16 protein-coding genes are annotated in these 20,963 nt (G+C 33.8%); 10 read left to right on the top strand and 6 right to left on the bottom strand.

Translation table 11 applies throughout. From position 1 onward, the window contains the following. Positions 1 to 136: 136 nt before the first annotated feature. A complete protein-coding gene (gene leuS / locus ACHRVX_RS22230) occupies positions 137 to 3,454 on the bottom strand; it encodes a leucine--tRNA ligase (protein WP_395336413.1) in 3,318 nt (1,105 codons plus the stop codon). 260 nt (positions 3,455 to 3,714) lie between these two features. On the opposite strand from leuS, the gene ACHRVX_RS22235 reads away from it, so the two are divergent. The 7 genes from ACHRVX_RS22235 (at position 3,715) to truB (ending at position 10,565) form a co-directional block, all read left to right on the top strand. Next, positions 3,715 to 4,062: a winged helix-turn-helix domain-containing protein gene (locus tag ACHRVX_RS22235; RefSeq protein WP_395336415.1), complete on the top strand. Its 348-nt coding sequence runs from the start codon at positions 3,715 to 3,717 to the stop codon at positions 4,060 to 4,062. Positions 4,063 to 4,159: 97 nt separating this feature from the next. Further along, entirely contained in the window at positions 4,160 to 6,721 is a 2,562-nt protein-coding gene (locus tag ACHRVX_RS22240; RefSeq protein WP_395336417.1) for a TonB-dependent receptor plug domain-containing protein, read from the top strand. 15 nt (positions 6,722 to 6,736) lie between these two features. Beyond that, positions 6,737 to 7,330, top strand: coding sequence for a molybdopterin-dependent oxidoreductase (locus tag ACHRVX_RS22245; RefSeq protein ID WP_395336419.1), 594 nt, complete (start codon positions 6,737 to 6,739; stop codon positions 7,328 to 7,330). Positions 7,331 to 7,765: 435 nt separating this feature from the next. Continuing rightward, a complete protein-coding gene (locus ACHRVX_RS22250) occupies positions 7,766 to 8,641 on the top strand; it encodes a cell division protein FtsX (RefSeq protein WP_395336422.1) in 876 nt (291 codons plus the stop codon). 80 nt (positions 8,642 to 8,721) lie between these two features. Then, the gene (locus ACHRVX_RS22255) at positions 8,722 to 8,979 is read left to right on the top strand and encodes a DUF3098 domain-containing protein (protein ID WP_395336424.1); all 258 of its coding nucleotides are present in this window, start codon (positions 8,722 to 8,724) and stop codon (positions 8,977 to 8,979) included. Positions 8,980 to 9,078: 99 nt separating this feature from the next. Then, positions 9,079 to 9,876 (top strand): undecaprenyl-diphosphate phosphatase, encoded by a 798-nt coding sequence (locus tag ACHRVX_RS22260; RefSeq protein WP_395336426.1) that lies wholly within the window; start codon positions 9,079 to 9,081, stop codon positions 9,874 to 9,876. Beyond that, entirely contained in the window at positions 9,876 to 10,565 is a 690-nt protein-coding gene (gene truB, locus ACHRVX_RS22265) for a tRNA pseudouridine(55) synthase TruB (RefSeq protein WP_395336428.1), read from the top strand. The genes ACHRVX_RS22260 and truB overlap by 1 nt, the downstream gene beginning before the upstream one ends. A 378-nt stretch (positions 10,566 to 10,943) precedes the next feature. On the opposite strand, the gene ACHRVX_RS22270 is transcribed toward truB, so the two are convergent. Further along, on the bottom strand, positions 10,944 to 11,561 hold the full coding sequence (locus tag ACHRVX_RS22270; RefSeq protein WP_395336430.1) for a thioredoxin family protein: 618 nt from the start codon (positions 11,559 to 11,561) through the stop codon (positions 10,944 to 10,946). A 189-nt stretch (positions 11,562 to 11,750) separates the two neighbouring features. Between ACHRVX_RS22270 and pyrH the strand changes: the two genes are divergently transcribed. The 3 genes from pyrH (at position 11,751) to ACHRVX_RS22285 (ending at position 15,710) form a co-directional block, all read left to right on the top strand. Continuing rightward, on the top strand, positions 11,751 to 12,458 hold the full coding sequence (gene pyrH / locus ACHRVX_RS22275; protein WP_213299919.1) for a UMP kinase: 708 nt from the start codon (positions 11,751 to 11,753) through the stop codon (positions 12,456 to 12,458). A gap of 76 nt (positions 12,459 to 12,534) precedes the next feature. Continuing rightward, positions 12,535 to 13,098, top strand: a complete 564-nt coding sequence (gene frr / locus ACHRVX_RS22280; RefSeq protein WP_395336432.1) for a ribosome recycling factor — start codon at positions 12,535 to 12,537, stop codon at positions 13,096 to 13,098. 119 nt (positions 13,099 to 13,217) lie between these two features. After that, complete coding sequence (locus ACHRVX_RS22285) at positions 13,218 to 15,710, top strand: DUF5686 family protein (RefSeq protein ID WP_395336434.1); 2,493 nt, start codon at positions 13,218 to 13,220, stop codon at positions 15,708 to 15,710. A 358-nt stretch (positions 15,711 to 16,068) separates the two neighbouring features. Here ACHRVX_RS22285 and ACHRVX_RS22290 read toward each other — a convergent pair whose 3' ends face one another. The 4 genes from ACHRVX_RS22290 to ACHRVX_RS22305 all read right to left on the bottom strand — a co-directional run bounded on the left by ACHRVX_RS22290 (position 16,069) and on the right by ACHRVX_RS22305 (position 20,869). Continuing rightward, the gene (locus tag ACHRVX_RS22290) at positions 16,069 to 18,339 is read right to left on the bottom strand and encodes a cation:proton antiporter (protein WP_395336437.1); all 2,271 of its coding nucleotides are present in this window, start codon (positions 18,337 to 18,339) and stop codon (positions 16,069 to 16,071) included. Positions 18,340 to 18,453: 114 nt separating this feature from the next. Next, on the bottom strand, positions 18,454 to 19,173 hold the full coding sequence (locus ACHRVX_RS22295) for a LytR/AlgR family response regulator transcription factor (protein WP_395336439.1): 720 nt from the start codon (positions 19,171 to 19,173) through the stop codon (positions 18,454 to 18,456). Further along, positions 19,136 to 19,897 (bottom strand): histidine kinase, encoded by a 762-nt coding sequence (locus tag ACHRVX_RS22300; RefSeq protein ID WP_395336441.1) that lies wholly within the window; start codon positions 19,895 to 19,897, stop codon positions 19,136 to 19,138. Before ACHRVX_RS22300 ends, ACHRVX_RS22295 begins: the two co-directional genes overlap by 38 nt. A 642-nt stretch (positions 19,898 to 20,539) precedes the next feature. Next, positions 20,540 to 20,869 carry a DMT family transporter gene (locus tag ACHRVX_RS22305; protein ID WP_395336443.1) on the bottom strand — a complete coding sequence of 110 codons (330 nt, stop codon included), beginning with the start codon at positions 20,867 to 20,869 and terminating at the stop codon, positions 20,540 to 20,542. Between the last annotated feature and the right edge of the window lie 94 nt (positions 20,870 to 20,963).

The raw sequence follows: 20,963 nt of genomic DNA on the forward strand, positions 1-20,963 counted from the left end.
GAATTCGTGCAATTCGTGGCAAAAAAACAAAGAAACGCTAAATGACAAACTTTGGCGCAAAAAAAAAATCCAAACCCCAACAAAAGTTGGAATTTGGATTTTTAATCCCGATAGCTATCGGGATAGAACTATTTCGTTACCCAACCAAATTAATGATTTTACCCGGAACAATAATCACTTTATTTGGTGTTTTACCATCTAATTGTCTTTGTGTTCTTTCATCTTTCATGATGATTTCTTCGATTTGTTCTTTAGTTAAATCCAAAGGCAACTCAATAGTAAAACGCATTTTTCCGTTGAAAGAAACCGGATATTCCTTATTCGTTTCAATTAAATGTTTTGCTTCAAAAACAGGAAAAGCCACTGTCGAAATTGATTCTTTATGTCCTAATTGTGACCATAATTCCTCAGCAATATGTGGCGCGTATGGCGAAACCAAAATTGCTAATGGCTCCAAAATCGCTCTTGAATGACAATTTTGAGTTGACAATTCATTTACACAAATCATAAATTGTGAAACCGAAGTATTAAAAGAGAAACTCTCAATATCTTCAGCTACTTTTTTGATTGTTTTATGTAATGATTTCAAGTTATCTTTTGTTGGTTCGTCGTTGTTTACGATTAAGCCATTATTTTCATCAAAATACAATCTCCATAATTTTTTAAGGAAACCAAATACTCCTGAAATTCCAGCGGTATTCCAAGGTTTTGCCTGCTCTAACGGACCTAAAAACATTTCGTACAAACGTAATGTATCAGCTCCATATTCATTACAAATATCATCCGGAGTAACTACATTATATTTTGATTTCGACATTTTTTCGACTTCGCGACCAACGATGTATTTTCCGTTTTCATCAGTGATAAATTCTGCGGTTTTGTATTCTTCCCTTGAATTTCTGAATTTTTCAACATCTAATTCATCAGAAGAATTTACTATTGAAACATCAGCGTGAATTGGCTGTACTTTTTGATCACCAATTTTATTTTTAGAAACAAAAGTATTTGTTCCCTCTACTCTATAAACAAAAGCACTAGTTCCCAAAATCATTCCCTGATTGATCAGTCTTTTGAATGGTTCTTCGGTTGGAGCAAAACCTTTGTCTTTTAAGAATTTGTTCCAGAAACGAGAATACAATAAATGTCCGGTTGCGTGTTCGCTTCCTCCAATATATAAATCTACGCTTTCCCAGTAAGCCAAAGCTTCTTTACTGGCAAATCTATCTTCATTGTGTGCATCCATATAACGCATCCAATACCATGAACTTCCTGCCCAACCTGGCATGGTGTTCAATTCAAGAGGGAAAATCTCGAAATTATCAACTAAATCTGTATTAACAACTTCATTGTTTTTGGTATCCCAAGCCCAAATTGTTGCGTTTCCTAACGGAGGCAAACCATCTTCGGTTGGTAAATATTTCTCCACTTCAGGCAAAATAATTGGCAAATGCTCTGCAGCAATCATTTTTGGTAAACCATTTACATAATACACCGGAAAAGGTTCTCCCCAATAACGCTGACGAGAAAAAACAGCATCACGCAAACGGTAATTTGTTTTTCCTGTACCTTGATTGATCGCTTCTAATTCGGCAATTACTTTTTGAGTTCCTGCTTTATAATTTAATCCGTTTAGGAAATCAGAATTATTTAAAATAAAGCCTTCTTTTGAAGTGTACGCTTCATTCATAATTAAATTTTCTGCTTCCTCAGTTCCCACTTTGGGGGTTAGGGGGCTAAAAATATTCTTGATTTCCGGCATTCCGTTTTGACCTTTAAAGAAATTCGCAAAAGCATAATCTCTTTCGTCTCCACAAGGAACCGCCATTACAGCACCAGTTCCATAACCTGCCAAAACATAATCCCCTATCCAAACCGGAATTGGTTCTTTTGTAAACGGATGTTCCGCATACGCGCCCGTAAACACGCCCGAAATGGTTTTTACATCGGCCATACGCTCACGCTCAGAACGTTTTGATGTTTTTTCGATATACGCTTCAACAGCATTTTTTTGATCGGCCGTTACAATTTTAGCCACCAAATCGTGTTCCGGTGCCAAAGTCATAAAAGTTACTCCGAAGATAGTATCAGGACGGGTTGTAAAAACTTCGATCCCCCTAGCCCCCGAAGGGGGAACGTCTACTGCATTATTTAATTCGTGCTTAATTATGGTTAGCACACTATCTATATTATTTAAAACTTCCTTATTATTAAAACGGATTACTTTAAATCCTTTTTCGTTAAGAATTTCAGTCCTTTTAGCATCTGCTTCTTGTTGCGAATCATGTATCTCTCCATCAACTTCAATGATTAGCTTTTTTGAAAGGCAAACAAAATCTACAATAAAATCATCCACTAAATGTTGTTGTCTAAATTTAGCTTCAAGACCTTTTGATTTTAAATGTAACCACAATATTTTTTCTGCTTCAGTAGGATTATTTCTCATTTCTTTAGCTCTTTCAAGCAATAAATGAGAATTATTTCCACCTGTCATATAACCCAAAGTTTTTTTAGACTCCAAGTTCTCTTCCCCTTCGGGGAAGGATAGGATGGGGAAATTTACCATCGCCCCAACCGATTTCCCGATCCAGTTTCTTTGTGATTCTTTAATAGATTCGCTCCAGTCAATATCATTCAAACCTTGTAGCAAACGCTCTGCATAAGCAGAAATTCGCATGCTCCATTGGGTCATTTTTTTACGGATTACAGGATATCCTCCACGTTCCGAAACTCCGTTTACAATCTCGTCATTTGCCAATACAGTTCCTAAACCAGGACACCAGTTTACTTCTGTTTCAGCCAAATATGTCATTCTGTATTGCAAAAGGATTTTTTCTTTCTGGTCATCAGAATACGAATTCCATTCTTCTTTTGTGAATATGGCAACATTATCATCACAAACTGCTTCAACCAATTTATTTCCTTCTCCTTCAAAAACTTTTACAAGTTCAGAAATATCAAAGGCTTTATTTTCTTTTCTGCAATACCAGGAATTAAACAACTGGATAAAAATCCATTGTGTATGTTTGTAATAATCAGGATTTGAAGTACGTACTTCACGACTCCAGTCAAATGAAAACCCAATTTTATCTAATTGTTTTCTATATCCGGCAATTTGTTTTCCTTCTTTATCAACTCCACCGTCAATATTTACGCGCGTTGTATCTTCAGGACGCTGTCCGGTTTGAATCGCATATTGTTCTGCAGGCAATCCAAAACTGTCATATCCCATTGGGTGCAAAACATTGAAACCCTGATGTCTTTTGAAACGAGAATAAACATCTGAAGCAATGTAACCCAGCGGATGCCCAACGTGTAATCCTGCACCTGACGGATAAGGAAACATGTCCAGAACATAATGCTTTGGTTTTTCAGAATTGTTTGATGCAGCAAAAGTTTGGTTTTCAGCCCAATATTTTTGCCATTTTTCTTCGATTTCGTTTGGATTGTATTTCATTTTTTAAGGTTCAAAGTTGCAAAGTGACAAAGGTTCTAAGGTTTCATCACTAATTAATTAGCCGCAAATTTACATTTATTGTCGTTTGTAACCAAAGCTATTTCAATACAAACAAATAAAAACTGAATATATATTGTGTTTATACTTTATACTCACCAAATTTAAAGTTCCGAAGGAACGACCAATATTGTAGGGCTGGATTTCAATCCAGCACAAATAACAAATAATAATCCTACTTTTGTAGGACAAAAAAAATCAAATTGGATAATAGCAAAAAATATTCTGTTGAAGTCCGACTTTGGATTGAAGAAACCGAAGGACCATTTTTAGGCATTGGAAAAATCTGGCTTTTGGAAAATATTCAAAAAACAGGATCTATTACTAATGCTGCAAAAGAAATGAAAATGTCCTATCGACAAGCCTGGCAATTAGTTGAAGAAATGAACCAACGTTCCGAAAATCCTTTGGTAGAAAAACTTCTGGGAGGAAAAGGCGGCGGCGGTGCAAAACTAACCGAAGCGGGAGAAAAAGCAATTGTCATTTTTTACGAAATCGAGAAACGAATTAAAGATTTTGCTTTAAAAGAAACCCGGAATTTAAAATTTTAAAACCCTCAAATTTCATTTAAAAAAATCAAACTAACACAACCAATTTTGCTAACTTTCAGTATTCATTTTAAAACATACTGAAATAAAATTTCAGATTATGCAAATACGACTTTACCTATTTTTTCTTTTAATCAGTTTTCAATCTTTTTCACAAATAGAAAATACCAAAACTGATACGGACAGTATTAAAAAAGAAGAACTAAATGAAATTGTAATTACGGCATCTCGTCGTTCCGAAAAAATCATGCGTTCGCCTATCAGTATTGAGCAATTAAAATCGGCGGAAGCCAAAAAAATGGGTTCTCCAAGTATTTATGAAGCGCTTGAAAATGTAAAAGGAGTTCAAATTATAACGCCTAGTTTGGGTTTTAAAGTTATCAATACACGAGGTTTTGCGAACTCAACAAACGTACGTTTTGCGCAATTAGTGGACGGAATTGATAATCAGGCACCACATTTGGGCGCTCCAATTGCTAATGCACTCGGAGCAAATGATCTTGATATTGATAAAATCGAAATTATTCCGGGAACCGCCGCTGCTTTATACGGCATGAATGCCATAAACGGTTTGGCAAATATTCAAACTAAAAATCCTTTTGAACATCAGGGAATAAGCGTTCAGCAATTGACAGGAGTAAATCATGTTGGAAACATTGACAGGTTTTCACCGAAGATATATTCGCAGTTTAATCTGCGATTTGCAAAAGCCTTCAATGAAAAATTGGCGATAAAATTAAATGCATCTTCCACCGGAGGAACAGATTGGGTTGCTGATGACAGAACTGATTTGGCTCCAAATGCCAATGCTTCTACTAATTTATATGGATCTGATAATCCCGCTTATGACGAAGTAAATGGTTACGGAAACGAATCGGCTAATAGAAAAACACTGAATTTAAACGGTAAAAATTATGTTGTTGCCAGAACCGGATATCGCGAAACTGATATTTCTGATTATGATATCAAAAATTATAAGGCTGATATTGGTTTATATTTCCGTCCGAAAAAAGACCATGAATTAGTCGTGACTTATAAAACGGCTTTAATTAATACAATTTATCAGCGTTCGAATAGATTTCGCTTAGACGATTATACGCTGAATCAATTTTCGACAGATTATCATACGCCAATATTTCAGATCAAAGCGTATGCAACAACTGAAAATACCGGAAACTCATACAATATGCGTTCACTTGCGGAGAACATGGATCGCGCTTATAAATCTGACGATAAATGGTTTGCAGATTACACTACAGCTTATAAAAGTGCCATAACAGGCGGTTCTGCTATTGCAGATGCTCATAAAATTGCACGAACAATATCTGATCAGGGGCGATTTGAGCCAGGAACCGAAGCTTATGAGGAAAAGAAAAACGAACTAATCGATATTAATAATTGGGATATTGGCGCGGCTTTACGCGTAAAATCGACTTTGGTTCATGCCGAAGGTTTATTGAATTGGGATAAAGCTTTTTCTTCTTTCTTTGAAAAAATAGATGCCAAACTTTTAAGCGGTTTTGATTACAGAACATATATTATTGTACCTGACGGGAACTATTTTATCAATCCTTTAAATCCTTCTGAAAACTTAACGTATCAAAAAACAGGTGGATTCACACAATTGACCAAAGATTTCCTGCAGGATAAATTAAGCCTTGGTGCGATTTTAAGAATGGATAAAGCCGATTATTTTAATGCCAAATTCACGCCTCAATTTACGGCAGTTTATTCGCCAAAGGAAACGATCAGTTTTAGAGCGTCGTATCAAAACGGATATCGTTTCCCCAGTATTTTTGAAGGTTTTTCAAATGTCAATTCGGGCGGTGTAAAACGAGTTGGCGGATTAAGGATTATGTCTGATGGTATTTTTGAGAATTCTTATACCAAAGCTTCTATAGATAAATTTCAATCGCAGGTAAATAATGACGTAAACACAACTGGAATTACGCAGGCACAAGCCATTGAAAAGAATAAAAATACGATTCAAAAAAATCCTTATACGTATTTACAGCCTGAATTTGTAAATTCTTTTGAATTTGGTTTTAGAGGAATTGCGCTAAACAATACTCTCTTTATAGATTCTGATTTTTACTACAACTCCTATAAAAATTTCATTGCTCAGGTCGAAGCGAGCGTTCCGAATACCACAGATTCTAATCAGATTCCGACGGCTTTATATTCAAAAAACACTCAAAACAGGTATCGTTTATGGACCAACTCAAAAAGTAAAATTTACAATTACGGAGGAAGTTTAGGTTTAAAATACAGACTTGATGAAAATTTCACCGCATTAACGAATCTAACGTATACCAAACTCGACCGGACAGATGATAAAGACGGGCTTGAAGATGGTTTTAACACGCCTGAATTCAACATTAACGGTACATTAATCGCAACAAACATTTGGAAAAATCTTGGTGCGAGCGCAACAGCACGATATCAGAACAATTTTGACTATGTTTCGTTTTTGGTCAGCGGAACCGTTCCTGCTTATTGGTCTATGGATGCGCAGGTAAATTACAACTTCAAAAAAACAGGCATTACCACCAAACTTGGAGCAACGAACATTCTAAACCAACCTTATACTTCTATTCTTGGCGGTCCATCAATTGGCGGATTGTATTATTTATCTCTGGTTTGGGAAACCAAAAAAATCTAAAAAAATCAACTTACTATGAAAACAAAAAATTACATCTTCGTTCTCTTCATCGCATTTATTTGCAGCATGTGTAATTCTTCTAAAAAAGAAGATAAAACCATCATTGGGAAATCTGTTATGACAGAAAAAGAAAGTGAACACACAATACTAACTCCGGCTGATAGCTTAAAATTAGTCAATCATCAAATCGAAGTAAAAGGCGAAGTTGAATTTCCATTGCAATTAAGTGTTGATTCTTTAAGAAGAATGAAAGTAGCCACAATCTCAAATTTAAAAATAACTGGTCAAAGCGGTGAAATAAAAAAAGACGATAAAACAAGCAAAGGCGTATTATTAAAAGATATTCTTGAAAAAGCTAAAATCATACAAAACGGACATAAAGACCGTAACTTTTATATCGTTGCCAAAGCTTCAGACGGATATATGGCAACTTTTTCATGGGCAGAAATTTTCAACAACCCAACTGGAGAAAACACCTACGTTTTATTTGAAGAAAATGGAAAACCGGTCAAAAACGGCGAAATGATTTTGATTTGTAAAAATGATATCAAAACAGGTCCGCGTCATGTTTACTGGCTTAAGAGTATTGAAGTTTATAAGGTTAAGTAAGGTTCTGACTTTGCTAAGATTCTAAGTTACTAAGTTTTTTTATTAACTGCGCCGCACATTGAGGTTTGAGCAAAGTTTTTTGATCCGTTTAATTTTTCGCTGATTTTTTCTTTTTGATTTTCTGATAATATAAAAACAGATCTGCTTACATCTGTAAAATCTGCGGGAACTTTAACCGCAAATAACCATAAGATTTTCTACCTGTAAGTATGGCTAAAAAACACAAAATTCGCAAAGCTAAATCAACATTAAGCTTTGCGAACCTTGCACTTTTATAAAAACAAACATTTTAAAAAATTTTGCGTTCTTTGCTGTTAAATAAATTTTTATTAATCCTGAATTGTATCTTTATGGTACGAAAGTCAAAACTTTGATCGTTATTAACTTCAAATAAAGAAATTCTTTATTATTTTTACCACATAATTTAAGCAAACTATGAGTTCTAACTTTGATAAATTTCAAAAGCGCAGGTTAATTTCCTCTTATTTTTCGGTTGTACTAAGTGTATTCCTTGTTTTATTCCTTTTAGGAGTACTGGGATTATTCATTATCAATTCTAAAAAACTAGCCAATGATTTTAAAGAAAAAATCGCGATGACGGTTTTCTTTAAAAATGAAGCTAATGATAGTGTGATAAAGGCATTTGACACTGAATTAAAAAGAGCTCCTTTCGCCAGATCTCATGTGTATGTTACCAAAGACAAAGCAGCAAAAGAACATACTGATATTATTGGAGAAGATTTTCTTACTTTTTTAGGAGAAAATCCTTTATTGAATTCATACGACATTCACTTAAAAGCGGATTATGTTGAAAGAGACAGTATTTTACAAATTGAAAGCAAATTGCGCAAAAACACTATGATTGAAGACATTGTTTATGATAAACAATTAGTAAATCTGGTAAACGACAACATTAAAAAAGTAAGTATGTGGATCTTGATTATTAGCTGTTTCCTTGCTGTAATCGCTGTTTTACTAATCAACAGTTCCTTACGTTTATCAATACATTCAAACCGTTTCATTATTAAAACCATGCAAATGGTTGGAGCAACAAAATCGTTTATTCGTAAACCTTTTGTAATGCGAAGCGTAAAATTAGGAATGTTAGGCGCAGGATTAGCAATTGTAGCTTTGATTGGTGTTTTATTCTACGTAGAAACTAACTTCCCGGGATTAGGAATTTTAGAAGATAAAGTCCTGATAGGATTGGTTTTATTAGCCGTTTTCGGATTAGGAGTTTTAATCACCTGGGTCAGTACACACTTTGCAACACAACGTTTCCTAAATTTAAGAACTGACGATCTTTACTAAGAAAAGTATTCAGTAACAGTTTTAAGTTTACAGTAAAAAATAGCCTTCGACTTCGTTAAGGCTGATAAAAAAAACAAATAATGAAAAGTAATTATAAAGAAGATTCACAAAATCCACAAAATCAACAATTCCTTTTTGATGGTATCAACTACAAAATCTTATTAATTGGAATTGGTGTTATCGCATTAGGCTTTATCTTAATGTCTGGCGGAGGAAGTGATAATCCGAATGTTTTTAGTGAAGATGTTTTTAGTTTTAGACGTATTCGTTTAGCTCCAACAACTGTTTTAATTGGTTTTGGAATCACGATTTATTCTATTTTCAAAAAATCAAAATAGACTTTTTTAGACTCCTTAGATTCTGGCCATCTTAGATAAATAGATGATCTTTAAAAAATTTGATATCTAAGAAGTCTAATAATCTAACAATCTAAATAAATGAATACATTACAAGCTATTATTCTTGCCATAATTGAAGGAATCACAGAGTTTTTACCTGTTTCTTCAACTGGTCACATGATTATTGCCTCTTCTTTTTTCGGAATTGCTCACGAAGATTTTACCAAACTTTTTACAATTGTTATTCAGCTTGGTGCAATACTTTCTGTAGTGGTTTTATATTTCAAAAGATTCTTTCAAACACTTGATTTTTATTTTAAACTTTTGGTTGCGTTTATTCCAGCCGTAGTTTTGGGATTATTATTAAGTGATTTTATCGATGGTTTATTAGAAAATCCGGTTACAGTTGCCGTTTCACTTTTAATAGGAGGATTAATTTTACTAAAAGTTGATGAATGGTTCAATAAACCAAACATTGCCGAAACATCACAGGAAATTACGTATTTACAGGCTTTCAAGATTGGAATGTTTCAATGTCTCGCAATGATTCCCGGAGTTTCAAGAAGTGGAGCAAGTATTGTGGGCGGAATGTCGCAAAAATTATCAAGAACAACTGCTGCTGAATTCTCGTTTTTTTTAGCCGTGCCAACAATGTTAGGGGCAACCGCAAAAAAATGTTACGATTATTATAAAGCAGGATTTGAATTATCACACGATCAGGTAAATTTATTAGTTATAGGGAATGTTGTTGCTTTTATTGTAGCACTTTTGGCAATTAAAACCTTCATTGGCTTTTTGACTAAAAATGGTTTTAAAGTTTTTGGTTATTATAGGATAATCGCCGGAATCGTTTTATTACTGATTCACTTTTTCATTCATCCCCTTACCATAATATAATGACGCCTGAAGATTATTTAAACGGACAAATTTTATTGATAGACAAGCCTTTAAAATGGAGTTCGTTTCAAGCTGTCAATAAATTAAAATACCTTTTGATCAATAAAGTAGGACTTCCTAAAAAGTTCAAAATTGGTCATGCAGGAACTCTCGATCCTTTAGCAACCGGATTATTATTAATTTGCACCGGAAAATTCACTAAAAGAATTACTGAATTGCAAGGTCAGGCAAAAGAATATACAGGAACTTTTTATATTGGAGCCACTACTCCATCGTATGATTTAGAAACTGAAATTGACGAAACTTTTCCAACTTCGCATATTGATGAAGCTTTGATTCATGAAACCGTGAAACAATTTTTAGGGGAAATCGATCAAAAACCACCTATTTTTTCCGCAATCAAAAAAGACGGCGTTCGTTTATACGAACACGCACGCGCTGGAGAAACGATTGAAATTGAAAGCAGAAAAACTACTATTCACGAATTTGAAATTACCCGAATTGCACTTCCCGAAATAGATTTCAGAGTGGTTTGCAGTAAAGGAACTTATATTCGCTCACTAGCTTATGATTTTGGAAAGACTATGAATTCAGGATCGCATTTAACTGTTTTACGCCGAACAAAAATTGGTGATTACGATGTAAAAAATGCTATTGATGTTACTTTATTTGAAGAAAGCCTAAAGTAAAAAATGCGAAAAGCACATTACTACAAATTAAATTATTAGTAATGTGCCAACTTCTTAATTAAGATATTTCTACTCCTTAATTGGTGTTTCCCGCAGTTAATAATGTGGAATGTTTTTTCCTCCAAATAATAACTCTGAAACTAAATCGTAAAAACCTTCGAATAACTTATTCATAATAGTGCATTTTTAATTGTTAGACATTAAATTAGACACCAATAAAAACAGTAAATCAAAAAATAAATAATAGAAGTGGGATTCTGTCAGCAAGTTACAAAATATTTGTAATAAAAAAACATTTCGACACGTTTTTAACTCATACACCGTTTATTATCAAGTCATTAACCTGTAAGCTGCATATCCACTCCCTTTATTATACCGCTATAAACGGTTATATTTTATACTTTCTATGATTTGCATTAGCTCATTCTGAACAGAAACTCCTTTGTCAGCTAAATACCACAATTGCAAATCAGTTTTGATTTTTTCATCAATTACGCCAAACTCCTTTTTATAATTTGCCAATAATTCAGTGGCTCCTTTTGGTCTTGGTCCCCAATCTGATCTCACAATTCCTGCTTCTTTACAAATTACAATAACCTTTGGGATTGCTCTTCCTCCATTTGTCAAATATTGCTCCATCAATTCCTCATTTTCATCACGCAGAACAATTCTCAGATCAATTTTTTTATTTGATGCCAGAGCCATTTTATTCAATATTGGCAATATTTGCGCTGCATCACCACACCATCCTTCAGAAATTACAAGCCAAATATATTTATGATCCAGGTTTTCCAGTTTTAAAAGAACATCATCAGGAATTTTAATCGTTTTGTCTAACCGATTCATTCGGGCATCATTCAGCTTACTATAATTCGTCAGACTTTCAGATTGCTGATTACCTGTTGATTTTTCTTCTGATAATAAATCTGTAACTAATTTTCGATATTCAGAATACGGGTAACTTTTAAACAAGGCTTTGGCGATACTGTTTTTCATAATTGTACAATTTTTGAATTGGATAAATTTACACATTTCAAGGAGACTCAAAGAATGACTTTTATCACATTCAAAAAAATCCTGAAAAATCATTATAAATTTAAATATAAAAGAACTACTATTTTTTTTAAAACATTATTTTTAAAAAACAGAATATGTCTATATTTGCACAAATTAACGCAACAACACATGAAATATAAAAGAATTCTTCTAAAACTAAGTGGCGAAGCCTTAATGGGTGATTTACAATATGGAATTGACCCTAAAAGACTTGCCGAATATGCCGAAGAAATTAAGCAAATTCACAGTAAAGGGGTAGAAATTGCTATTGTTATTGGAGGAGGAAATATTTTTAGAGGCGTTGCAGGTGCAAGTGCCGGTATGGATAGAGTACAAGGCGATTATATGGGAATGCTTGCTACAGTAATTAACGGAATGGCTTTACAAGGCGCTCTTGAGGAAAAAGGAATGAAAACCCGTTTGCAGACTGCCTTAAAAATGGAATCTATTGCAGAACCATATATTAAAAGAAGAGCAGATCGTCACCTTGAAAAAGGAAGAATTGTAATTTTTGGTGCAGGAACAGGAAATCCATATTTCACAACTGATACCGCTGCCGTTTTAAGAGGTATTGAAATCAATGCAGATGTAATATTAAAAGGAACCCGTGTTGATGGTGTTTATGATTCAGATCCTGAAAAAAATGCATCGGCAGTAAAATTTGATATGATCTCGTTTGAAGATGTTCTTAAAAAAGGATTAAACGTGATGGACACAACAGCTTTTACATTAAGTCAGGAAAATAAATTGCCAATCGTTGTTTTTGATATGAACAAAATTGGAAATTTATTAAAAATCTGTGAAGGCGAAAACATAGGAACTGTAGTAAATATATAGTCATCAGTAACAGTTTACAGTCGCAATCGCCGACCTGAACTGAAAACTGAGAATGAAAACTGAAAATTTAAAAATAATGACTGAAGAAATAGAATTTATATTAGATAGTACTGAAGAATCAATGAATGGTTCGATTGCGCATTTAGAGAAAGAATTTCTTAACATTCGTGCAGGAAAAGCTTCTCCGGCAATGTTGGGGAGTGTTTTTGTAGATTATTACGGATCAGCAACACCACTTTCGCAAGTGTCTAAAATTAGTGTTCCTGATGCAAGAACAATTACATTACAGCCTTTCGAAAAAAACATGTTACAAGTTATCGAAAAAGCAATTATGATTGCCAACATCGGTTTTAACCCAATGAATAATGGTGACGTGATCATTATAAGCGTTCCGCCTTTGACAGAAGAGCGTCGTAGAGATCTTGCCAAACAAGCAAAATCTGAGGCTGAAGATGCAAAAATTGGTGTGCGTAATGTGCGTAAAGATGCCAATACAGACATTAAAAAATTAGAAAAAGAAGGAACTTCTGAAGACGTTTGTAAATCAGCAGAAGAGCAGGTTCAGAATTTGACCAACACTTACATCAGAAAAATTGATGAATTACTTGTTGCCAAAGAAGCTGAAATCATGAAAGTGTAATCTTTTTCAACACAAAATAAAAATCCGTTTAGTTAAATTGTTACTGGACGGATTTTTTTATTCCTACTTTTGCATACCAAAATTATATTCTTTTCGTTTTTGAAACTATAACATTCTGTATGAGGCTATTTTGTTTATTGACTTTGTTTTTCACGCTTAGCATTCAGGCGCAATTTCAAATAAACGGAATTGTAACTGATTCCGGCAACAAACCACTCCCTTTTGCTACAATAACAACCTCTGACAATATTAGTACAATTACTGATGTTGACGGAAAGTTCATTTTTAAACCTTCGGAAAAAGCAACAACATTTTCAGTTTCCTATATTGGTTTTCAAACCAGGATTGTTGCCATTACAGAAAAAACATATTATCAAATTTCGCTTTCGCAAAAAACCGATGATTTAAAAGAAGTGGTTATTTCTAATGAAAATCCGGCTTTGACAATTATAAGAAAAGTAATTGCGAATAAAAACAAAAACAATCCTCAAAAAAAACTGAGTAGTTTTGAATATAAAAGCTATAATAAACTTATTGTTACTGCTAATCCGGATTCTATCGACGGCAGAATTGATTCAACAGCCGCTTATAAAGACCTGAACAAAAAACGCATCAACATAGATTCATCTGATTATAAATTCAAAGAAATAATCAGCAAACAGCATTTATTTCAAACCGAAAAAGTGTCACAATATCAGTTTGGAAATAATAAGCTTAAAGAAACTATTCTGGGTACAAAAATGGCTGGTTTCAAACAACCCGTTTACGAAATCATTGCGTTTAACTTACAGTCAATTTCGATTTATGGGGCTAAATATGAATTATTCGAAACTAAATATGAGAATCCAATTTCGAATGGCGCCAGTCAAAGTTACAATTATAAATTACTGGATACTGTAAACATAAAAGGTCGCGAAACCTATATGATTTACTTTAAAAACAAACAAAAAAGGAAAGCATCAGGATTAGAAGGCGTACTGTATATCGATCAGGAAAATTTTGCTGTAGCCAAAGCCGTAATGCGTATAAAAGGTGTTCTGGATATTAGCGGAATCCATGAATTTGAATATGTTCCAAGTGAAAAAATATGGTTTCAGAGTAACACAACTTTTAAAATCGTAAAAGGAAAAAACGATGATGATATTAAAATTCTGGGCGGAACGATTCAGTTTGACGGAGATGTAGAAGATAATTTTGAGACGAGAAAAAAATCAGCTTCAGATTTTACTTATTTGCTTTCGGAAAGCAACAATTTTGATATTCATTACAACACAAATACACCCATAAAAGATCCGTCACTTTATATCGAAATTAAAGACGATGCCAATAAAAAACCGGAAGCATTCTGGAATGAATACCGCAAGGAAAGTTTAGACCTTAAAAGCCAGAAAACATATCAATTAATCGATAGTCTTTCCATCAGTAAAAAAATAGAAAATCGTTTAGGTTTCGGACGAAAAATCATTAACGGGTATATCCCAATCGGACCTGTTGATCTCGATTTAAAAAAGATTATCAGTTATAATAATTACGAAGGTTTTCGTTTGGGTCTTGGCGGAATTACCAATGATAAATTCTCTAAAAACTTTAGAATCGAAGGATATTCTGCTTACGGAACAAAAGATGGCGAAGTTAAATACAGTTTAGGAGCCGGCGTTTTATTAGACAAAAGCACTAATACATGGATAAACGGATATTATACAGATGATGTTCGGGAGATAGCAAGTACTGTTTTTGCTGTTGACAAACGCGTTTTTAAAATTTATGATCCCCGCCCAATCAACATTAGTACTTTCTACAAATATGTTGCCTGGAAAGGAAATGTGCAGACTAAAATTATTCCAAAAACAGAAGCTGTTCTTGAATTAGCAAGAACTTATGTGGAACCGCAATTTGACTATCTTTTTAATTATAACGGACAATTGTATTCCCATTATGTGATGACAACCGCGATGGTTTCGATTGTTTGGGCGCCATTTAGTAATTTCATGCAGACACCAACCGGAAGAAATGAATCTGATAAAAAATTTCCGAGATTTACTTTTCAGTACACACAATCCTTACCGGATGTTTTAGGCAATGATTTCAGTTTTGGTAAAATAGATTTCAAAACCGAATATGAAAAAAAGTACCTGAATGGTCAAAAAACAAGTTTGTTATTACAAGGCGGTTATGCAATTGGCGATGTTCCGCTGACGCATTTGTACAATACAATGCCTAATAATTTAACAAAAGAAACGGTCTTTCAGCGTATTACATTTGCTGGTCGAAACAGTTTTGAAACCATGTATTTTAATGAGTTTTTCTCTAGTCAGTATGTCTTTTTTCAAATCAAACATGGTTTTGACCGAATCAGAATCCTCAAAAAAGTTCGTCCATCATTAGTATTAGTAACCAGAATGGCTTGGGGACATATGGAAAATCCGGAACAACACGTGGGTCCTGAATACAAAACATTAGACAAAGGTTATTTCGAATCCGGACTCGAATTAAACAAGATTTATAAAGGTTTTGGTCTTGGAGGTTTTTATCGCTACGGACCAAATCAGTTGCTGAAATTTGAGGACAATATTGCCGTTAAGATTTCTTATGTACTTGATTTGGGACTGTAAATATAAATTTCAATATTTTTTAAATTGCTTCGCCTGTTCACTATCGCTCGGGTCCAAATTCCAATTTGACATATAATTTGTCACTCTAATCGAAGTTGAAGAATCAGGAGCTATTTCCTGCTATCCGTTTCAATCTTTTGTGCCTAACACCGGCACAAAAGGATTTCCACTTCTATCAGGGCTAGGGCATTCATTTTCATAAGTGAACAAAACTTACGATAAAAAAATCCGTACAAATCCGTGTTTTCGCTTAAGCGAATCAGTGTCATCCGCGTGCCATCTCGCAATCTAAATAATACTTAGCAAAAAAATTCCAAACCCCAATCATAACAATTGGAATTTGGAATTTAAAAAACTTTTATGGTTTCAAAATCAAAACTGAAGGCGTATTATTCAACCAGGTACTTTGAGATTCAATTAGTTTTTTCCAGCTGTCTAAACTAATAATCATCAGGTTCTGGGTTTCTAAAAACTCTTTTTTGATTGTTCTGTCGTGCATAATCATAATATGATTAGGTGCAATTTGTTCGATTGAGCGAATGGTTTCCTGAATATCCCTGGTGTTTTTCACTTCGCCACTTGCATCCAGCACCGTAATTTGAGATCCGTTATTGTTGATTAGTTTTTTAGCATATTCAATCAGGAAAGAATCCTCTTTACTAAAAACAGGCATAAAAATCTGATCTACTTCTTCTAAATCTTTATCAATAAAAATTCCGACCGGCATTTTGCTTTTTGCAATAATATGACGCGTTCTTTCATCAAAAGGAGAATTCTCAAACAAACCTTCTTTTCCCGTAAACTTATCAATCAAACGATCCGGATTTACGATTCGGGTAGTGAAACCCAGAATTTTTCCAAGCAAAGTTCCGTCAAAAATAGATTGTCCTAATCCAACTAATAATAAATCATATTCACCTTGATTTGCCGAATCAATAATATCAGTATCGATATCATTTGTCACTTTAAAAACGCTCACCATATTCTGATTCAATCGTTCTGATTCTTCAATAACAGGAACTAACATTTTACGTTCGTGATCCTTTACATCAAATGAATGTATCTCTGTACTCAATGACAAATGCATCGCTGTTACAATCGAATTATCACCTTGTTTTTTAACTAAACTATTAGCGATTCTTAATAATTTTTTACCTCTTTCAGGAGTTGCAAAAGATAGTAAAATCTTGTACTTGCTTTTATTGCCAATTTCCTGAGGAACTACGTTTATCTTATCTTTAAAAATAAATCCTATAAAATCCAAGGCCGGACCCGTCATAAAAGTAGTTACCAAAGCCATAATGACCATCATGGTAAAAATTTCTGTAGATAAAACTCCTAAATCATAACCAATATTTAAAACTACAAGTTCCATTAAACCACGGGTGTTCATCAAAGCCCCGATAGCTAAACTATCTTTCCAGCTTTGTCCCACAAATTTTGCTGCTAAAGCACTTCCGAAAAATTTCCCTGCAACTGCAACTGCAATAATTACAGCAGTAACTTTCCATAAATAAGGATCGTTTAACAAACCTATTTGTGTTCGTAATCCAGTAAAAACGAAGAACAATGGCAATAAAACGATAATGGCAACATCTTCAACTTTTTCGATAAATATATTTCTGAACTTGTTATTTTCAGGCATAATTGCTCCGGCTAAAAAAGCACCAAACAAAGCGTGAATCCCTATTAACTCGGCAGCATAAGCAGAAAATAAAAGTGTCAGAAAAAAAATAGCCACAACAGGTTTATTCAGACTTTCGCGGGTTGAATTTAAATCTCCAACACGTTTCAAAAACGGACGCACTATTTTAAGCATCACAATTACATACAAAATTGCCAGACCTATTACATACAAAGCACTTGTAAACGAACCTGCTTTTACAATCGCAATAACAACGGCTAAAATACACCACGCCGTAATATCATCTGCCGCAGCACAAGTTATGGCAATGGTTCCCAGTTTTGTTTTTTGCATGCCTCGCTCCTGCACGATTCTTGCCAAAACAGGAAACGCAGTAATACTCATGGCGATTCCCATAAATAAACCGAAAGAAGCAAACTCAACTCCAACCGGAGCAAACGTATGATAGATAAAATAAGCTAATGATAATCCTAATGCAAAAGGAATTACAATACTGGCGTGACTAATTACAACTGCATCGTGCGCTTTATTTTTAAGAACTTTTAAATCTAATTCCATCCCGATAACGAACATGAAAAGAATTAAACCAATCTGACTTAAAAATTGTAAGTTTCCTAAAGATTCCTTTGGAAACAATGCTGCAGAGAATTCAGGAAAATACATTCCGACCAAAGACGGCCCTAAAACAATTCCTGCAATCATTTCACCAATTACAGATGGCTGTCCAATTTTTCTAAATACCCACCCAAATAAACGTGCTACTAAAATAATAGTGACAATTTGAGCCAATAAAATAGCCAAAGGATGTTTTAAATTATCGATCATCGAAGTAAGAAAATCATTCCAATGATTGCCTTCTATTTTTTTATGAACGATTCCGCGCCCAACTTCAAGTGCTGCACCTTTTGAAATTACCCAATATATCAGCGCTGTAAAACCACCAATAACAGTAACGTAAAACAAGGAGTTTTTAATACTATTCATAACTCGTTTTTCTGATTTTAATGGTGCAAATATCTACACTCAGAATTAAGTGAAAAAGATTTTTTTAACTTAATTTTAAATGTATGTAACAAGTGGGAAAAACTTTGTAATAAGTTATAATTTCACCTTTTTCAAAAAGTCAGAACGATAGGTTTCACTTAAAATCAAGGTGCTGTTTTTATCATTTTTCTCTAAATGATGCAGGATAATTTCGTTATGGTTAAAAAACTTAATAGCTTTTACCGCTACGATTTCTTTTTTGTTTACACGACAAAAATCAGCATCCGGTAATTCGGTTAAAAGTGTATCAAATTTTACGTTTTTCAAATTCATGAAACTTCCATCTGTAAGTAAAACAGTTTTGTCGCGACTGTCGCTAACCGCAGTTTTGATATATTGAATCTGATTGAAATAAAGCAACGTCTTTCCTTTATCCGTATTTAACTGAATAAACTTTTTTGCTGCATCAGGTTTATGAAAACGTTCATAAGCTTTTGAGATCGCTTTTTGTAAACGTTCCAGTTTTACGGGTTTTGTGATATAATCTACCGCATCAATATTAAAAGCATCGGCGGCATATTCTTTATAAGCTGTGCAGAAAATTACTAATTTATTATCCAGCATTTCGGCAAGATGCAAACCATCAATTCCGGGCATTTCAATATCTGATATCAGCAAATCAAAATCGAGATTTGGAATATCAGCAAGCAGTTTCTCAGGATTGTTATACGTTTTTACGATTTCAACTTCAGGAACTTGTTCGCAAAGCATTTTCAGGTACATTAATCCCGGTAACTCATCGTCCAGAAGCAAGCATTTCAGTTTTGTATTCAAGTAAATCTATTTTAAGATGAGCAATATAAATATCGTTTTCTACGAATTTATCAAGTTTGAAGTTATTCTTATAAATGATGCGCAAACGGTGTTCTAAAGTGGCGTGTCCAAAACCGCTTCGTTCCTTCTTTAATACTTTTTTATCTGATATCTTATTCGAAACCGTCATAAAAAAGGCATTATCCCTGAACTCAAAAAGAACCGAAATAAAAGCATCGGCACTTTGCAAATCAGCATGTTTAAAGGCATTTTCGATTAAATCAATAGAAATTAACGGTGCCAGTAAAGGCTGTTCGTATAATTTATCTTCCTGATTGATATTGGTTTTGATCTTCAACTCAAAAAGCGGACTGATCTTGATTTTATTGATTTCGATTAAATTCAGTGCAAAATCAATTTCTTCTTTTGCGGTGACAAATTTCTTTTTGCTTTCGTATAAAATATAATCCAGAACATTCGCCAGTTTATCTAATGCAAAATAAGTTTGATACGCGTGGGACTGAATCGAGTTCAAAATATTCTTAAACAAATGCGGATTCAGTTTTGATTCTAAAGTTTCTAACTGCAAATCGTTCACTTTCATTTCGAGTGCATAAAAACTCTTTTCGGCATCGTCTTTTGCTTTTTTAGATTGCATCAATTGATAGATCAAAAAACAAATGATAACGATTAGCAATAAAAGAATCGCCAGAAATATAAAAGTGATAGTATTGTTTTCCTGCATATTTATGTAAAGTTAAAACGTTTTTTTTACGGGTTTTACGGATGGAACTGGTTTACACCGATTTTATTTTTATAGCATTTAATTCTATCTGCATAAATTTGTTAAACCTGTACAATCTGTGGGCTGTTCTTTTGTCACGAATTGCACGAATTATGATATCTGCAAATATTGTTTTCTTGCAATATTTATGTAAAGTTTATAAAGTTTTTTTGCCCACGGGTTTTACGGATGGAACTGGTTTACACTGATTTATTTCACAGTATTTAATTCTATCTGCGTAAATCCGTTTTATCTGTACAATCTGTTGGCTGTTTTTTCGCCACGAATTGCACGAATAAAAACGAATTATGATATCTGTAAATATTGTTTTCCTGCATATTTATGTAAAGTTTATAAAGTTTTTTTTGCCCACGGGTTTTACGGATTTAACTGGTTTACACTGATTTATTTCACAGTATTTAATTCTATCTGCGTAAATCGGTTAAACCTGTACAATCTGTGGCTGTGTATTCGCCACGAATTGCACGAATAAACACGAATTAAGGAATCTGCTTTATCTGCAAAATCTGCGAGAACTTTTTTTATTAAAATTAATTTATCCGCGTAAATCAGTTAAATCTGTAAAACCCGTGGGCAATATCTTTAATGACTAGAAACAAACTTCAGCCCAATGATCGAAGCAATTAAAGTCGAAAGAAAAAATATTCTCCAGAAAGTTGCCGGTTCTTTAAAAACCAAAATCCCCACTAAAACAGTTCCAACGGCTCCAATTCCTGTCCAAACCGCATAAGCGGTTCCTATTGGTAAAACTTGCGTCGCTTTATACAATAATAACATGCTTATAGAAAGACAAACAAAAAACCCAACCATCCAATATGTGGAGATTATTCCTGTAGTTTCTTTGGCTTTGCCTAAACAAGACGCAAATCCAACTTCAAAAAGTCCGGCTATTATTAATAAAATCCAGTTCATTTTCTTTTCATTTTTAAATTAAGTACAAATATGAGAAAAGCTAACGTAGAATTGAACAAAACATCTAAATTTTCCTAAATACTACAATATTAAC

Source organism: Flavobacterium sp. FlaQc-47 (genome assembly GCF_044006475.1).
GTDB lineage: Bacteria > Bacteroidota > Bacteroidia > Flavobacteriales > Flavobacteriaceae > Flavobacterium.

Bases quoted from the DNA above. Each gene is read 5' to 3' on its own strand.
- ACHRVX_RS22300 (WP_395336441.1), bottom strand. From the start codon at position 19,897: ATGCAGGAAAACAATACTATCACTTTTATATTTCTGGCGATTCTTTTA.
- ACHRVX_RS22285 (WP_395336434.1), top strand. From the start codon at position 13,218: ATGAGGCTATTTTGTTTATTGACTTTGTTTTTCACGCTTAGCATTCAG.
- truB (WP_395336428.1), top strand. From the start codon at position 9,876: ATGACGCCTGAAGATTATTTAAACGGACAAATTTTATTGATAGACAAG.
- ACHRVX_RS22245 (WP_395336419.1), top strand. From the start codon at position 6,737: ATGAAAACAAAAAATTACATCTTCGTTCTCTTCATCGCATTTATTTGC.
- ACHRVX_RS22255 (WP_395336424.1), top strand. From the start codon at position 8,722: ATGAAAAGTAATTATAAAGAAGATTCACAAAATCCACAAAATCAACAA.
- ACHRVX_RS22305 (WP_395336443.1), bottom strand. From the start codon at position 20,869: ATGAACTGGATTTTATTAATAATAGCCGGACTTTTTGAAGTTGGATTT.
- pyrH (WP_213299919.1), top strand. From the start codon at position 11,751: ATGAAATATAAAAGAATTCTTCTAAAACTAAGTGGCGAAGCCTTAATG.
- leuS (WP_395336413.1), bottom strand. From the start codon at position 3,454: ATGAAATACAATCCAAACGAAATCGAAGAAAAATGGCAAAAATATTGG.
- ACHRVX_RS22260 (WP_395336426.1), top strand. From the start codon at position 9,079: ATGAATACATTACAAGCTATTATTCTTGCCATAATTGAAGGAATCACA.
- ACHRVX_RS22240 (WP_395336417.1), top strand. From the start codon at position 4,160: ATGCAAATACGACTTTACCTATTTTTTCTTTTAATCAGTTTTCAATCT.
- ACHRVX_RS22250 (WP_395336422.1), top strand. From the start codon at position 7,766: ATGAGTTCTAACTTTGATAAATTTCAAAAGCGCAGGTTAATTTCCTCT.
- ACHRVX_RS22290 (WP_395336437.1), bottom strand. From the start codon at position 18,339: ATGAATAGTATTAAAAACTCCTTGTTTTACGTTACTGTTATTGGTGGT.
- ACHRVX_RS22270 (WP_395336430.1), bottom strand. From the start codon at position 11,561: ATGAAAAACAGTATCGCCAAAGCCTTGTTTAAAAGTTACCCGTATTCT.
- frr (WP_395336432.1), top strand. From the start codon at position 12,535: ATGACTGAAGAAATAGAATTTATATTAGATAGTACTGAAGAATCAATG.